General features: G+C 73.5%; 14 protein-coding genes. 8 read left to right on the plus strand and 6 right to left on the minus strand.

The window, feature by feature from the left end; genetic code table 11:
• Together E4P38_RS16085 and E4P38_RS16090 are read left to right on the plus strand one after the other, a co-directional pair.
• On the plus strand, window positions 1-512 hold a 512-nt coding region (locus E4P38_RS16085), incomplete at its 5' end, for a hypothetical protein (RefSeq protein WP_245161072.1).
• A 142-nt stretch (window positions 513-654) separates the two neighbouring features.
• Entirely contained in the window at window positions 655-1,626 is a 972-nt protein-coding gene (locus tag E4P38_RS16090; protein WP_135132964.1) for a carbohydrate kinase family protein, read from the plus strand.
• A gap of 137 nt (window positions 1,627-1,763) precedes the next feature.
• On the opposite strand, the gene E4P38_RS16095 is transcribed toward E4P38_RS16090, so the two are convergent.
• The 6 genes from E4P38_RS16095 to E4P38_RS16120 are packed head-to-tail and all read right to left on the minus strand — an operon-like array spanning window position 1,764 to window position 7,152.
• Window positions 1,764-2,420, minus strand: a complete 657-nt coding sequence (locus tag E4P38_RS16095; protein WP_209309143.1) for a flavin reductase family protein — start codon at window positions 2,418-2,420, stop codon at window positions 1,764-1,766.
• Window positions 2,417-3,559, minus strand: coding sequence for a glycosyltransferase family 2 protein (locus E4P38_RS16100; RefSeq protein WP_135132965.1), 1,143 nt, complete (start codon window positions 3,557-3,559; stop codon window positions 2,417-2,419). The genes E4P38_RS16095 and E4P38_RS16100 overlap by 4 nt, the downstream gene beginning before the upstream one ends.
• Window positions 3,556-4,383 carry a carotenoid biosynthesis protein gene (locus E4P38_RS16105; RefSeq protein WP_245161073.1) on the minus strand — a complete coding sequence of 276 codons (828 nt, stop codon included), beginning with the start codon at window positions 4,381-4,383 and terminating at the stop codon, window positions 3,556-3,558. The genes E4P38_RS16100 and E4P38_RS16105 overlap by 4 nt, the downstream gene beginning before the upstream one ends.
• Window positions 4,380-6,035, minus strand: coding sequence for an NAD(P)/FAD-dependent oxidoreductase (locus tag E4P38_RS16110; RefSeq protein ID WP_135132966.1), 1,656 nt, complete (start codon window positions 6,033-6,035; stop codon window positions 4,380-4,382). Before E4P38_RS16110 ends, E4P38_RS16105 begins: the two co-directional genes overlap by 4 nt.
• A gap of 2 nt (window positions 6,036-6,037) precedes the next feature.
• Complete coding sequence (locus tag E4P38_RS16115) at window positions 6,038-6,625, minus strand: GNAT family N-acetyltransferase (protein ID WP_135132967.1); 588 nt, start codon at window positions 6,623-6,625, stop codon at window positions 6,038-6,040.
• Window positions 6,622-7,152 carry a YbaK/EbsC family protein gene (locus E4P38_RS16120; RefSeq protein WP_135132968.1) on the minus strand — a complete coding sequence of 177 codons (531 nt, stop codon included), beginning with the start codon at window positions 7,150-7,152 and terminating at the stop codon, window positions 6,622-6,624. The genes E4P38_RS16115 and E4P38_RS16120 overlap by 4 nt, the downstream gene beginning before the upstream one ends.
• Window positions 7,153-7,401: 249 nt before the next feature.
• Between E4P38_RS16120 and E4P38_RS16125 the strand changes: the two genes are divergently transcribed.
• The 6 genes from E4P38_RS16125 (at window position 7,402) to E4P38_RS16150 (ending at window position 14,566) form a co-directional block, all read left to right on the plus strand.
• The gene (locus tag E4P38_RS16125; protein ID WP_135132969.1) at window positions 7,402-7,728 is read left to right on the plus strand and encodes a DUF6504 family protein; all 327 of its coding nucleotides are present in this window, start codon (window positions 7,402-7,404) and stop codon (window positions 7,726-7,728) included.
• On the plus strand, window positions 7,728-8,249 hold the full coding sequence (locus tag E4P38_RS16130) for an SAV_6107 family HEPN domain-containing protein (protein ID WP_135132970.1): 522 nt from the start codon (window positions 7,728-7,730) through the stop codon (window positions 8,247-8,249). The genes E4P38_RS16125 and E4P38_RS16130 overlap by 1 nt, the downstream gene beginning before the upstream one ends.
• Window positions 8,246-12,004: a DNA polymerase III subunit alpha gene (locus E4P38_RS16135; protein WP_135132971.1), complete on the plus strand. Its 3,759-nt coding sequence runs from the start codon at window positions 8,246-8,248 to the stop codon at window positions 12,002-12,004. Before E4P38_RS16130 ends, E4P38_RS16135 begins: the two co-directional genes overlap by 4 nt.
• Before the next feature lie 132 nt (window positions 12,005-12,136).
• The gene (locus tag E4P38_RS16140; RefSeq protein WP_135132972.1) at window positions 12,137-12,574 is read left to right on the plus strand and encodes a hypothetical protein; all 438 of its coding nucleotides are present in this window, start codon (window positions 12,137-12,139) and stop codon (window positions 12,572-12,574) included.
• Between the two features lie 107 nt (window positions 12,575-12,681).
• A complete protein-coding gene (locus E4P38_RS16145; RefSeq protein ID WP_135132973.1) occupies window positions 12,682-12,900 on the plus strand; it encodes a cold shock domain-containing protein in 219 nt (72 codons plus the stop codon).
• Window positions 12,901-12,991: 91 nt separating this feature from the next.
• Window positions 12,992-14,566 (plus strand): HNH endonuclease signature motif containing protein, encoded by a 1,575-nt coding sequence (locus E4P38_RS16150; protein WP_135132974.1) that lies wholly within the window; start codon window positions 12,992-12,994, stop codon window positions 14,564-14,566.
• Window positions 14,567-14,571 lie beyond the last annotated feature (5 nt).

Genomic DNA, 14,571 nt, shown 5'->3' on the forward strand with positions numbered 1-14,571 from the left:
CCTTCGTGGCCAACACGTTCGTGCCGCTGGAGACCTTTCCGTCGGTGCTGCGGCACTTCGCGGAATGGAACCCGGTGTCCTCGGTCGTGCAGGCGGCCCGCAACCTGTTCGGCAACTCCTTCGGCGCGCTCGCCATCGGCACCGGCCGGGCCTCCCGGCGCGGGTTCGTCCTCGACTCCGCCGTCGACCGGCTGACCGAGGCCGCCTACGCGAGCGCCCTGTGGGCCGCCGGGGCGCCGGGCTGGCTGGCCGTCGTCTTCGGGGCGCTGTGCTGGCTGCCCGACTACCTGCGCGCGCGGGCCGGCCAGGCGGGGGTGGCCGAGACCGGGGCGCTGTCGGTGTGGGAACGGCCGACGCGGGTGATCATGACCGGCCTCACGCTGGTGGGCGCGGGGGTGCTCGCCGGTGCGGCCGAGCTGCTGGTGACCGTGGGGACGGCGGCCGGCGCACTTCTCGGGGTCGTCGCCGTCACCCAGTTGGGGGTCTCGCTGCGCCGGATGCTGGCCGATTGAGCAGGACCGGAACCGCTGTGCCGACCTGCGCCATTGGGCCGACCGCCGGAGGGGCTCTTAGAGTGTTCCGGTGCGCTGCTCCGCAGTAGCGCGCAAGACAATCGCGCGGCCCTTCCGCCGATCCAGCCTTAGGGAGCGTTCCGTGCCCGTTGCCGTCACCGGCTCCATCGCCACCGACCACCTGATGACCTTCCCCGGGAAGTTCACCGAGCAGTTCGTCGAAGGGCAGATGGAGAACGTCTCGCTCTCCTTCCTCGTTGACGACCTCGTGCAGCACCGGGGCGGCGCGGGCGCGAACATGGCCTACGGGCTGGGCCTGCTGGGCCTGCAGCCGGTCCTCGTCGGCGCGGTGGGCAGCGACTTCGCCGAGTACGAGGCGTGGCTGAAGCGGCACGGCGTGGACACCCAGAGCGTGCACTGGTCGGAGCTGAAGCACACGGCCCGCTTCGTCTGCACGACCGACGCGTCGAACAACCAGATCGCGTCCTTCTACTCGGGCGCGATGTCGGAGGCCGGGAACATCGAGCTGGGCCCGGTCGTCGACCGGGTCGGCGAACTCGACCTCGTGGTGATCGGCCCCAACGACCCGAAGGCCATGGTGCGGCACACCGAGGAGTGCCGTCAGCGCGGCTTCGCCTTCGCGGCCGACCCCAGCCAGCAGCTGGCCTGGGCCGACGGCGAGATGATCCGCGGCCTGGTCGACGGCGCCGACCTGCTGTTCACCAACGAGTACGAGTCGCACCTGCTCCAGCAGAAGACCGGCTGGGACGTCGACGAGGTGCTCTCCCGCGTCGGCACCTGGGTCACCACCCGGGCGGCCGAGGGGATCCTCGTCCGCCAGGCCGACGCCGAGCCCATCTCGGTCATCGCCGTGCCGGAGACCAAGCCGGTCGAGCCCACCGGTGGCGGCGACGCGCTGCGCGCCGGGTTCATCGCCGGCCGGATGTGGGGTCTGAGCCTGGAGCGGGCCACCCAGCTCGGCTCCGCCGTCGCGACCGCCGCGGTCGAGGTCATCGGCACGCAGGAGTACGACCTGCCCAAGGAGAGCTTCCTGTCCCGGTTCGCCGACGCTTTCGGTGCCGACGCCGCCGACGAGGTCGCCCCGCATCTGTGACATTGCGGTCCTCCGGACCGCACCCCCTCCAGGAGCCGTACCCCGGCTGCGGCGAGGGTGTTCGAGTGTCCCCGGCGGGGACCCTTCGGGCCCCACACCGGGTCCACCGTTCCGTACCCGTCGGTGGTCGGCTGCTGCTACTTCCTCCTGACGGCTTCTCCGATGCTGGGGTCTTCTTGCCACTTCGTGAAGGGGATGCGGCGGATCTCGAGGATCTCGCCGAGGGTGCTCCATTCGTTGCCGCCGAGGCGGGCCAGCGGGTGGAGGCTCTCGATCCGGGGGCGGCCGTCCCGGACGGCGGTCTCCCAGACGCTGATCGCCTGCACGCGGCCGAAGACGACGGTGCTGTCGCCCAGGCGGACCGTGGAGTGCAGGGTGCACTCGACGGCGACGGGTGACTCCGCCACCCGGGGGACGCCGACCCGCTCGCTGGGCTCCAGCCGGACGCCGCACGCCTCGGCCTCGCTCGTGCCGGGCGGGAAATCGGTGCCGGTGGCGTTGACCTGCTCGAAGAGCGCCTCGGGCGTGAGGCTGACGGTGAACTCGCCGGTCGCCTCGACGTTGCGCAGCGAATCCTTCCGTCCGACCGAGGTGAACTGGATGACGGGCGGCTTCACGCAGGCCACCGTGTAGAAGGAGTGCGGCGCGAGGTTGATGACCCCGTCGGCCGACTGGCTGCAGACCCACGCGATGGGCCGGGGCACCACCACGGAGTTCATGACCCGGTAGAAGGCCGTCGGCTCCATCTCCTGGGGATCGAAGAGCACGCGGGCGGGGGAGTCGGCGGAGGTCACGTGCCCATCGTCGCCGGACCGCTGTGGTCCGGCGCGGGCAGGGCCCGGCCGCGCCAGCGCAGCGTGCCGCGGCGGCGACCGATCACCGAATGCGCCATCAGCAGATCGAGGACCAGCACCGACAGCGGATGCGCCAGGGTGTCGGGCCACAGCCGCCCGCCCGTGCCGGCGGCCACGACCGCCCGCCCCGCCGTGCCCGCGACGTACCCGAGCAACCCGGCGCGGGACCCGCGGAGAGCCGCGAGCGGGGGCACGACCCAGACCGCGGTCAGGACGACCGCGGCGGCGGTGCTCGCCACCGGAGAGCCGCCGACCGCGCCCCACAGCGACTTGGCGTACCCATCCCGCAGGGCGGGCCAGCCGTCGTACATGCGGCAGGCGGCGAGCCGGGAGCCGTCGACGGGGCCGCCTCGGCCACCGGACCGTTTCACCGCCCGCAGCAGCGCGATGTCCTCGAGCACCTCGCCGCGCACCGCCCCGTGCCCGCCCGCGCGGTCGTAGCCGCTGCGGGTGAGCACCAGGAACTGGCCGTTGGCCGCGGCGAGGGACGGCCGCGGCGACCGCTCGGCGATGCGGAGCGGCAGCGTCGTCGCCCACAACCACTGCTGGAGCGGCTGGACCAGTCGCTCGGCGGCGCTGCCGGCGAGCTGACGCGGCCACGGGGACACCAGGTCGAGGCGGTGCCGGTCCAGCACCGCGATCGCTCCGGCCAGCGCGTCGGGGAAGAGGCGGACGTCGGCGTCGACGAACGCGACGATGCTGTCGTCCGCCCGGTCCGCGGCGTCGACCCCGACGGCGCAGGCGTGCGGCTTGCCGAGCCAGCCCGGCGGGGGCGGGTCGGCGGTCACGAGCCGGATCCGCGGGTCGGGCACGGCCCGCACGAGGTCCGCCGTCCCGTCGGTCGAGCCGTCGTCGACGACGACGACCCGGAGGTCGTCGACACCGCGCTGGTCGAGCAGCGCGGCCAGGCAGCCGCCGACCTGGTCTGCCTCGTCCCGGGCCGGCAGCACCACCGTGACGCGACGTCGGACCGGCGGGGGGTCGGCCGGCGGTCGCCGGAGCAGGGCGACGTTGATCGCCGCGTGCACGGCACCGGCCACCGAGATGCCGGCCAGGACCCGGACGAGCCGACCGCTCACCTGGCGCTCAGTCCTGCGCGGTGCTGGACGAGCAGCGTTCCCAGCACGGGCACCGCGAGGCCGGCGCCCCAGGCGGCCGAGCCGGGCAGGCCCAGCCAGCCCGCATGCGCCAGCGCTCCGCCCAGGGTCATCCAGGCGATCGCGAGCAGCGGGGCGGCGTCCCCGATCCGTGGTGCAGCGGCCACGGACGTCCGCGTCACCATCCGGTCGAGCAGCACCATCACGACGACGCCGGCGAGCAGCCACCCGGCCAGGTTGGTCAGGGGCACGGTCGGGATGCCGGGCAACCCGGGTGACGGATCCGACCAGGTCCAGTACCCGGCCTGCACCAACTGCGGGTCCAGGACGACGTCCCAGGCGGCGAAGACCGCCGCCGCCACCCCGATCCGGACGGCGGTCCGTCGTCCGGACCGCACCGGGCGCGTCAGCCGGTCGGCGAGCACCCAGCTGGGCCACGCGATCATCAGCCAGGCGAGCGGCACGAGGAACGGCACCCCGAGCAGGGTGGGGCCGAGGGCGTCGCTGTAGGTGTACCTGCCATAGGGGAAGCCGGTGGCCAGGCCGAGGGCCTCGAAGCTCACCGCGGCGAGCACCACCAGGAGGGCGAGCCCCGCGCCGACCCGGGCACCACGGCTCAGGCCTGCGTGCGTGACCGACAGCCCGGCGCCCAGCACCACGATCGTCCAGCTCACGGCGTCCCGACCCGCGCCGGACGTCAGGGGATAGGCGATCGCGGTCAGGACGAGCAGCACGGCGAGCGCCATCGGCACCGCCCGCCGGCGGACCGCCGCGGACGAGCCGTGGACGAGGACGGCTGTCGTCACCGACGAAATCCTGCGACGGCGCGGCGCACCGCGGCCCGGCCACGGGCGAGCGGACGACGGTCGCCGAGCAGTACGCCGGCCGCCGTCCGACCGGAGTTGCCCGACACCCCGCCGCCGGGATGCGTGGATGCTCCGGCCAGGTAGAGGCCGGGCAGGCCCGGAACCCGGTAGCCGGACAGTGCGGGCGTGGGCCGGAAGCCGAACATGCTGGCCAGTCCCATCTCCACGTGCATGACGTTGCCACGCGGCAGCGACAGTTCGCGTTCCAGCTCCAGGGGCGTCTGTACGTACAGCCGCTGTACCGACTGCGCGAAGCCCGGAGCGAACCGGTCGACGGCGTCGATCAGTCGGCGTGCTTCTGCGTCGGCGAGGGAGTCCCAGTCCGCGCCGTCGGCCAGCTCGTAGGGGTACCACTGGCCCCAGATCGTGACGACGTGCTGCCCCGGCGGGGCGAGCGTGTCGTCGCTGGCGGAGAAGCACATCGCCAGCGGGACCGGGGACCTCGGCAGTCGGCCGGCGGCCCAGTCGCCGTGCGCAGCGGCCAGCTCGGCCCGGTCGGTGCACAGAAGTTGCAGTCCCTGTAACGACTGGGTGGCCGGTGCGCCCGGGTAGGCGGGCAGTGCGTCGGTGAGCGCCCGGACGACGAGGCCGAACCCGTTGCCGAGCGGCGGTGTGGCGTCGGCGAGGGCCGGTGGCGCGAACTCGCCGGCCAGGTCGCGGGTCGCCAGCACGTGGCAGGCGGCCACGACGGCAGGTGCGGCCACCCGTCGTCCGGAGACCGTCTCGATCCCGGTGACCCGGCCGTCCGCGACGAGCAGTCGCGCGGCGCCGTCGCCGAGGACGACCCGGCCGCCGTCGGACTCCAGCCGCCGGCGCAGCGCGGCGGTGAGCCCACCCGAGCCACCGACCGGGTGACCGGGCGGGACGTCGTGCAGCAGGGTGGCCCAGGCGACCATGGCCGCGGTGCCCGGTTCGGACATCGGCGGCCCCGACTGGGCACCGAACCAGGCCAGGGCCGCCTTCAGTCGCTCGCTGGTGAACCAGCGGTCCAGCAGCGCATCGCCGGACCCGAGGAAGTCCACCGCGAGATCGGCACCCGGCGTGCGGGGCCGCCCGCCCGCCGGCGCGCCCATCGGCCAGAAGGAACGGACCAGGCCGGCAGGGGTGGGCCGACGGCCGAAGGACGCGGCGACCGCCCGGCTGCGCGGGGCCCAGACGGCCACGAACTGCCGGTAGGCCTCCGCGTCCTCCGGGCCGCACGCGGCCGCGATCGAGGTGCAGGTCGCGTCGAGGTCGACCGAGAAGACCAGCGGCTGCCCGTCCGGTCCGGGGTCGCCCGGCGACGGCGCGGGGGCGAAGCCCCAGGGGTCGCAGTCGAGATAGCGCAGCCCGTGGGCCGCGAGGTCCAGGTCCTCGACGATGCCGCTCTGCCGGACGATGACGTGCGCGCTCGAGCCGCGGTCGACGAGGACGCCGGGCCAGCGCTCCACGGTGGACACCGCGCCGCCGAGGACGTCGTCGGACTCCACGACCTCCACCGAGAGCCCGGCCCGGGCCAGGTAGCAGGCCGCGACCAGACCGTTGTGGCCCGCGCCGACGACGACGACGTCGACCGCTGCGCCAGGGGGGAGCGTCGGGGGAGGGGGCGCCACGCTCAGCTGTTCGCCGGGACTGGTTCGCGTGGATGCAGGGGCAGGCGGGCGCCCAGGATGGCGAAGGGACGCGCGTCGCCCGGGAAGTGGTAGCCGCGCGCCAGGTCGATGAACCCGTCCGCGTGGTAGAGCCGGAACGCCTTGGTGTCGGCGTCGGGAGTGGACAGCAGCGCGGCCGGGTGGGGCAGGTCGGCCACCAGGGCGTGCAGCAGCCGTCGTCCCAGGCCCTTGCTCTGGTGGTCGGGGTGGACGTGCAGTTCGCACACCTCGAACGCCCCGGGCAGCCACTTCTTCGCCGTCCGCCGGTCCAGTGCGGCGCGCACCTGGTCGTGCCACCACTGCCCGGGCTCGACCAGGTAGCCGTAGCCGAAGCCGACGAGCTGCTCGCCCTCCGGGGTCGCCTCGAAGGCCCCGACGGCGCGGAAGCCGGGCCGGTCGGTGTGCTGGATGGCGTACCCGTAGCGCCCGGCGACCACGGCGGCGTCGTAGCCCATGGCCAGCCCGTAGATGGTCAGGGCCTCGTGCATGTGGTCGCGCAGCCAGCGGATCGGCAGCTCGGTGACCCGGGTCGTGGGCTTGGTGCCGGTCATGCGCCGACCGCCTTCCCGGCGGTGCCGATGGCGCCGTCCGAGGTCGGCCCGTTGCCGACCTCCGCTGCTGTGCCGGCGGTCAGCCGGAGCAGCTCTTCATAGCTCGTGGGAAAGATCGAGGCCGGGTGCCCGGCGGCGGCCCAGACGACGTCGTAACGCGCGAGCTCGACGTCGACGAGGGTGCCGATCGGCTCCGGGTGGCCGATCGGTGCGACGCCGCCGATGACCTGGCCGGTGTGGCGGAGGACGAAGTCGGCGCGGGCGGGCGCGATGCGCTCGACGCCCAGCAGGGCGGCCACCTTGGACTCCTCGACGCGGTGCGCCCCGCTGGTGAGGATCAGCACGGGGGAGCCGTCGGCGTCGAAGACCAGGCTGTTCACGATCGCGCCCACCGGGACGTCGAGAGCAGCCGCGGCGGCGGCGGCCGTGCGGACCTCCGCCGGGAGCATGCGCACCTCACCGGTCCCGCCGGCCTCCGTGAGCAGCCGGGTGACCGTGGCCACCCGGGGGTGTGCGGGTGCGGTCATGGCCCGATCCTGCCACCGGGCTCTGTCCGGTGCCCCCTCCGGATGCGTGCGTGCGACACGGGCACCCGGTCGTGGGCCCCGGTCTTGACGACGACTCCGGGGTCCGGTCTACTGGACAGTGTTCGAACAAACGTTCGAACACTGTCGGTCCGCCGCTCCCCGGCCCTTCCCGCCTGGAGCAATGGTCCCGCCCGGAGCGGCGGCCCCGGGCCGGTGCGTGGCGTGGATGGAGACGGTGGGGAGTGGAGCATGAGCCGGGTACTCGGTGAGACCGCCGGTCGGGTGGGCGAAGAGGTGCAGGTCGAGCGCGGTCCGCTGGGTCCGGTGCAGTTCTGGCGGGGGGAGTCCCGCTACCTCGTGGGCGAGCTGCTCGACTCCTGGGTGGAGACCCCCGCCTGGTGGCGCCGCGGTGCCGCCGTGGCCGGCGGGGCCTCCGCCGAGCTGGTCGCGAACCAGGAGGTGTGGCGGGTCGAGGCGGTCCGGGCGGGCCGCTCGCGGACGAGCTTCGCCGGTGTCTACGACCTGTCCTGGGACGCCGCGGGCAACCGTTGGTGGCTCGTCCGGGTGCACGACTGATGGGCGCCGTCCGCGCCGTGCCGGCCGCCGGTCAGCTGCCCCTGCCCCCGGCGCTCCCGGCCGCTGCGGCGCAGCTCCTGGACCAAGCGCACCGCGGCCTGACCGAGGCCGCCGGCTGCCTCGACCCCCGGCAGCGCTATGCCACGGCGCACCTGGGTGCGCTGCGCGCCGCTGCCGCAGTGCTGGCCGCCCGCACCCGGCCCGAGCCGGCCCGCGGCCGGCCGCGCAGTGCGTGGGTGCTGCTCGGTCAGGTCGCGCCCGAGCTGGGGGAGTGGGCCACGTTCTTCGCTGCGGGTGCCGCCAAGCGGGCAGCGGCCGAGGCCGGCCTCTCGCACGCGGTGACCGAGCGGGAGGCCGACGACCTCGTCCGCGACGTCGGGGCCTTCCTCGCCGTGGTGGAGAACTGTCTCGCCACCTCGTACGGCAGCACGTCCGCCGTCGAGCCGCCGCGGCCCACCTATGCCCGGCCGCGCGTGGTCGGCGGCACCGCCACCGGGCCCGCCTCCAGGCCCCGGAGGTGACTGATCCCTTCGTCCATCTGCACGTCGCGTCCGGTTACTCCATGCAGTACGGGGCCAACCACCCTGCCGATCTCGTGGCCAGGGCTGCCGAGCACGGCATGACGGCACTGGCGCTCACCGACCGCGACGGGCTCTACGGCGCGGTCAAGTTCGCCCTGGCCTGCCGGTCGGCCGGCGTGCGGCCGATCTTCGGGGTGGACCTCGCGATCGCCCCCGTCCTGGACACCACGCTGCCCCCCGCTCTGGCCCATCCGGTGGGTGGCGGGACGCGCCCCCGGATGCAGGCGCCTGCCCGCCGGGCGCCTGCCCGCGGTGGGGCCAGCGTCGACCCCAGGCTGCCCCGGGCGACCTTTCTCGCCCGCGACGGCGCCGGCTGGCGATCGCTGTGCCGGCTCACCAGCGCCACCCACCTGCGCAGCACCCGCGGGGAGCCGGTGAGCTCGCTGGCGATGGCGGCCGAGCACGCGACCGGGCTGATCGCACTGCTCGGTCCCGGCTCCGCGGTCGGCCGGGCGCTGCTCACGGGCCGGGCCGATCTCGCCCTCGCCCACCTCGACACCTGGCGGGCGGCGTTCGGCCCGGGCCGGCTGGTGCTCGAGGTCGTCCACCACCGCGGTCAGGGCGATCGCTCGCGGGCCCAGGCGATGCTCCGGTTCGCGGCCGAGCACGACGTGCCGGTGGTACTGAGCAACGCCGTCCGGTACGTCGACGCCCTGGACGCCCCGACCGCCGACGTGCTGGACGCCGCCCGCCGGCTGGTGGCGCTCGACGCGCGGCACGTCGACCGGCGGACCGCCGAGGGCTATCTCAAGTCGGGCAAGGAGATGGCCGAGGTCGCCGAGGAGCTCGTCGGCCCCGACCGCGACGCGGCCCTGCGGCTGCTCGAGCGCACCGCCCGGCTGGCCGAGCAGTGCGCGGTCGACATGCGCGACGACCTGGGCATCGGCAGCGTCCGCTATCCCGAGCTCGACGTCGTCACCACGCCCGCCGAGCGGGGGATGGGCCCGTCGGAGGTGCTGCGTGCCCGGTGCGAGGCGGGGATGGGCCGTCGGGGGATGGCGCCCTCGGAGCGGGTCCGGCAGCGACTCGACGAGGAGCTGGGGGTGATCGACCAGCTCGGCTACCCGTCCTACTTCCTCACCGTCGCCGACGTGGTCGACCTCATCAAGAGCTTGAGGGTTCGGGCCGCGGCGCGCGGATCGGGTGCCGGCAGCCTGGTCACCTACCTGCTGGGCATCTCCGACGTCGACCCGCTCCGGTACGGGCTGCTGATGGAGCGCTTCCTCTCCCCGCTGCGCCACCAGCTGCCCGACATCGACATCGACGTGGAGTCCGCCCGGCGGATGGAGGTCTACGACGCGGTGATCGACCGCTTCGGCGCCGACCGGGTCAGCTGCATCTCGATGATGGACACCTACCGGGTGCGGCACGCGATCCGCGACGTCGGGGCCGCGCTCGGGTTGCCTCCGGCGGAGATCGACGCCGTCGCCAAGGCCTTTCCGCACATCCGGGCCAACCAGGTGCACGCCGCGCTCAAGGACCTGCCGGAGCTGCGGGCCAGCCGGCTCGGTTCCCGACGGGGTGGTGGCACCGGCGATCTCGACCTGATGTTCGACCTGGTCTCCCGGCTCGACGGCCTGCCGCGGCACATCGCGCTGCATCCGTGCGGGGTGCTGCTGTCGGACGCCACGCTGCTGGACCGCACGCCGGTGGAGAGCAGCTACCTCGGCTATCCGATGAGCCAGTTCGACAAGGACGACGTCGAGGAGCTCGGCCTGCTCAAGCTCGACCTGCTGGGCATCCGGATGCAGTCGGCGATCGCGCACGCCCTCGACGAGGTGGCCCGGGTCGACGGCGAGACCGTCGACATCGACGCCGTGCCGCGCGACGACCCGATGACGTTCGAGCTGATCCGCAGCACCCGCACGCTCGGCATGTTCCAGATCGAGTCGCCCGGGCAGCGGGAGCTGGTCGGCAAGTTCGGGCCGCAGACATTCGAGGACATCATCATCGACATCTCGCTGTTCCGGCCCGGGCCGGTGAAGAGCGACATGGTCACGCCGTTCCTCATGGCGCGGAACGGCTGGCGGGACGCCGTCTACCCGCACCCCGACCTCGAGTTCGCCCTCGAGGAGACGGCGGGGGTCGTCGTCTTCCACGAGCAGGTGCTGCAGGTGGTGGCCCGGATGACCGGCTGCACCCTGGCCGAGGCCGACGAGGTGCGCCGGGCGCTGGGGGAGAAGGACGCGCACGCCGAGGTGCGGGCCTGGTTCGTGCCGCAGGTGCTGGCCGCGGGCTATCCGGTGGACGTCGCCGAGCAGGTCTGGACGGTGCTCGCGGCGTTCGGGTCCTTCGGCTTCTGCAAGGCCCACGCGGCGGCGTTCGCGCTGCCCACCTACCAGTCCGCCTGGCTGAAGACCCACCACCCGGCGGCATTCCTCGCCGGGGTGCTCACCCACGACCCGGGGATGTATCCCAAGCGGCTGATCCTGGACGACGCCCGCAACTTCGGGATCCGGGTGCTGGGCCTGGACGTCAACGTCTCCGCCGGCACCTACCGCGTCGAGCGGATCGAGTCCGAGCCCGACGGCGACACCGGGGACGACGACACCGGGGACGACGGCAGGGGCTGGCAGCGGCCGGAGTGGATGCCGGACTCGATGCGGTCGCCGTCGGACTACGGCATCCGGCTGGCGCTCGCCGACGTGAAGGGCATGTCGGAGGAGGAGGTCGCCCGGGTCGTGACGGGGCAGCCGTACCGCTCGCTGACCGACTTCTGGCACCGGGCGTCGGTGTCCCGGCCGGTGGTCGAACGGCTGGTGCTGGCCGGCGGTTTCGACTCCCTCTACGGCTTCGGGGTGCGCGACCGCGAGGCCGGCCGGCCGACCCACCGCCGCAAACAGGTGACCCGTCGCGACCTGCTGCTGCAGATCGGGGAGCTGGACCGCTGGAGCCGCAGCGGTGCGCGGGCGAGTTCCAGCGGGCAGCTCAGCCTGGACCTGATGGGGCTGGAGCTGCCCGAGGGCGAGACGGAGGGGCCGGAGGAGACCGGACCGAGCTGGGCGGAGGGCAGCGGCCTGCCGGAGTTCACCGACGCCGAACTGGTGCGCGCCGAGCTGGAGGTGCTCGGCCTGGACGCCAGCCGGCACGTCGTCGACTTCTACAAACCGTTCCTGGCTGCCATCGGGGCGGTGCCGGCGGGGGAGCTGCTCACCTGCCGCAGCGGCGCGGAGGTGCTGGTCGCCGGGGTGAAGGTGGCCACCCAGACGCCGCCGATCCGCTCGGGCCGCCGGGTGGTCTTCGTGACCCTGGACGACGGCACCGGATGCACCGACTCGACCTTCTTCGAGGACGCGCAGGGGCCGTACGCCGCCACGGTGTTCCACTCCTGGCTGCTGGTCATCCGGGGGGTGCTGCGGCGCACGGGTCCGCGCGGGGTGTCGCTGCGGGCCACCGGGGCCTGGGAACTGCCGGCGCTGCACGAGGCGTGGGAGGCCGACGGGCTCGACGGCGTGCGGGACCTGATGACGACGCCGGGGGAGTACACCGACCAGGCCATCGCCGGGGCGGCGGAGTCGCGGAACTCGCGGCCGGTCATGGTGCGGCCGGTGCTGGTCCATCCGACGGGCTTCCGGATGTCGCCCTACGCCGACATCAAGCCGGCGGGCGAGGACTCGAAGATCGCGGCACGGCGTGCGGCGTCCGGACCGCCCCGCAAGCTCTGGCACTCCAGCCCCGGCAGCTCAGGCCACTGATCCCAACCGGACTGGCAGGCACGTCCCTGAAGGCGGCTTTAGGGACGGATCGGCACCTCGCGTGGCGTGTTAGATGCCGACGTGGGCCGGAAGCGGAGACGAGGCGACGCAGCGGATGAACCGCTCCAGTTCATGAGTCCTGAGCAGTACCGCAAGAAGTTCGGACAGGAGCCCGTCTTGCCCGAACCCAATACCGAGCCGTCGCCTGACGCCGAGGGCTGGCAAGACTGGACGATGCCTTGGCCACCCCCCACGGTGATCGTGGTCATGGCCGAATGGACAGGCACCTTCCTCTGGAACAGGTCCCCTGATCGTGCCGTCTTCGCCGACGACTACGTGTTAGACCCTGAAGTTCTGGGGCTGACAATCCGGCTTGCCGAGCGCCTGACGTCCTGGAATGACCGATACGGCACGGGCACGATCAACGCCGGGTGGTGGGACGAGGGATGGTCTCTGGCCCAGGACCTTCAGCATGAGTTCGACAGGCGAGGCTTGGAGGTCGAAGTCCTCTACCACGACTTTGACGGGCAGGAACGATCCACCAGAGACGGTCGCCGCTCCCATCGTTGACGAGGAATCGCCGGTGTCCCTAGTGGGCCGCTACGGGTCATCCGCTGGCGGACCCGTTGTCCCCCTCGACCCTGACAGGTGGGCTGCGGATGGTGCACTCTCGCGCTGTGGCAAGAGGAGTCGTGAAGTTCTTCCGCGCCGAGAAGGGCTGGGGAGCTATCGCGTCGACAGAGTTGCCGCCTGGGGAAGACGCCTGGGTGCACTTCTCAATGATTGACGGCCCGGGCTACCGCTTCCTCGACGAAGGCGACGTGGTCGAGTTCGACTACGAGCAAGCTGTCCAGGACAGCTTCCGGTGGCGGGCCACGTGGGTCAGGAAGCTCTGACGCGGCCGGCTAGTGGCGGAGCCACCGAGGCGAGTCGAAGTCCGCTGCGGACGCGCGGAAAGTGTCGTACCCCTTCCGTAGGTTCGCTCATGTGTTCGAAGGGGACGGGTTCGGGGTCGGGTTGACGATCAATCAGCTCGACGCGCTCCCGTGTCCGGGGGCGGAACTGGTCCCGGCCGACCCGGACCGGCATCCGACCCGGCTGGGTGAGCTGATGCCGGTCGCGGCCCGCGACGATGTCGGGCTGGGGCAGGAGATGCGGCGGGCGAACATCGCCGACAGTCGCCTGTGGGCCTACCGGCTGGAGATGACCGCCCAGCTCGCGGCCCGCCGCCGCGACGATCGCGACCGCGCACCCGACCGGCCCGGTGCCGCGGTGCCCGGCTGGACGACGACCAGTTGGGTGCTCGACGGCTACTCGGAGTTCCTGCCCGACGAGGTCGCGCTGATCATGAACTGTTCGCGGGCGGAGGCGACCCGGCTGACGGAGGCGGCGCTGATCCTGGTGCACCGGATGCCCGACACCTGGGCTGCCCTGGCCGACGGGGAGCTGAACTGGCCCCGGGCCCGGGCGGTCGCGGCCGAGATCGTCCGGCACGGACCCGACCTGGACCCGCACGTGCTGGCCCAGGTCGAGGCCGTGGTGCTGCCGCAGGCCGCGGAGCTGGCCGTCAGCGGGCTGAGGGCGCTGCTGCGCGCGGAGCTGATCAAGCGTGACGCCGAGGCGGCCGACCGCCGGCGCGGGCAGGCCGAGAAGGCCGCCGACGTGCGGCTGCGCCGATCGGTGCACGAGGGCATGACGGAGCTGGTCACCGTCGTTCCGCACCCGGTCGCCGCCGCGATGTTCGGCATGGTGGACGTCCACGCCCGGCAGGCCAAGAGCGACGGTGACCAGCGCCCGATCGGCCAGCTGCGGGCCGAGGTGATGGCGCACTCGACGCTGCGGCCGTGGGATGAGTCCCGGCCGGCGGTCACCGCCGAGCTGCGGGTGCTCGCCCCGCTCGCCGCGCTGCTGCCAGACCCGGCCGACCCGGCGGTCGGCGGCGAACCGGCCGGGAACGCCGCGGTGGAGGACGAGCCGATCACCGCCGCGCATCTGCGTGCGTTGCTCACCGCCCTGGACGCGGTCTGTCCGGGCGGTCTGCAGGCCCCCACCGCGGGCTCGCTGCACCTGGATCTGCTCGGCGCCGGCGGGAATCTGCTGGCCACCCTGACCCGCCGCGAACTGGAACGAGCCGCGCGGCGCGGCTGCCGGCTGCACCCCGGCGGCGACTGCCGGTGCGCGATCGTGGAACGCCCCCCGGCCACCGACAGCTACCGGCCGACCGACGCGCAGCGACGCTGGGGCAGAGCCCGCGACCGGCACTGCCGCCACCCCGGCTGCCGCAACCAGGTCGGGCGCACCGACCTCGATCACGTCATCGCCCACGCTGACGGCGGGGCCACCGACTGCGACAACCTGTGCTGCCTGTGTCGCCGGCACCACCGGCTGAAGACCCACGCGCCCGGCTGGCACTTCCGACTCGACCCCGACGGCGCCCTGCTCGTCACCACACCCACCGGCGTCACCCGGATCAGCCGACCACCCGGCGCCGCATGGCTGGAGCCCTACGAACTCGGAGCGCTTCCACCGGGCCTCGAAACCCTCGACCCCGCGCCCTTCTGAGCGGG

The organism is Blastococcus sp. CT_GayMR16 (genome assembly GCF_004570875.1).
In the GTDB taxonomy this organism is placed as follows: domain Bacteria; phylum Actinomycetota; class Actinomycetes; order Mycobacteriales; family Geodermatophilaceae; genus Blastococcus_B.

Excerpts from the sequence above, each read along its gene's own strand:
- E4P38_RS16115 (WP_135132967.1), bottom strand. The coding sequence starts at position 6,625 with ATGACCGGCACCAAGCCCACGACCCGGGTCACCGAGCTGCCGATCCGC.
- E4P38_RS16120 (WP_135132968.1), bottom strand. The coding sequence starts at position 7,152 with ATGACCGCACCCGCACACCCCCGGGTGGCCACGGTCACCCGGCTGCTC.
- E4P38_RS16125 (WP_135132969.1), top strand. The coding sequence starts at position 7,402 with ATGAGCCGGGTACTCGGTGAGACCGCCGGTCGGGTGGGCGAAGAGGTG.
- E4P38_RS16130 (WP_135132970.1), top strand. The coding sequence starts at position 7,728 with ATGGGCGCCGTCCGCGCCGTGCCGGCCGCCGGTCAGCTGCCCCTGCCC.
- E4P38_RS16140 (WP_135132972.1), top strand. The coding sequence starts at position 12,137 with ATGAGTCCTGAGCAGTACCGCAAGAAGTTCGGACAGGAGCCCGTCTTG.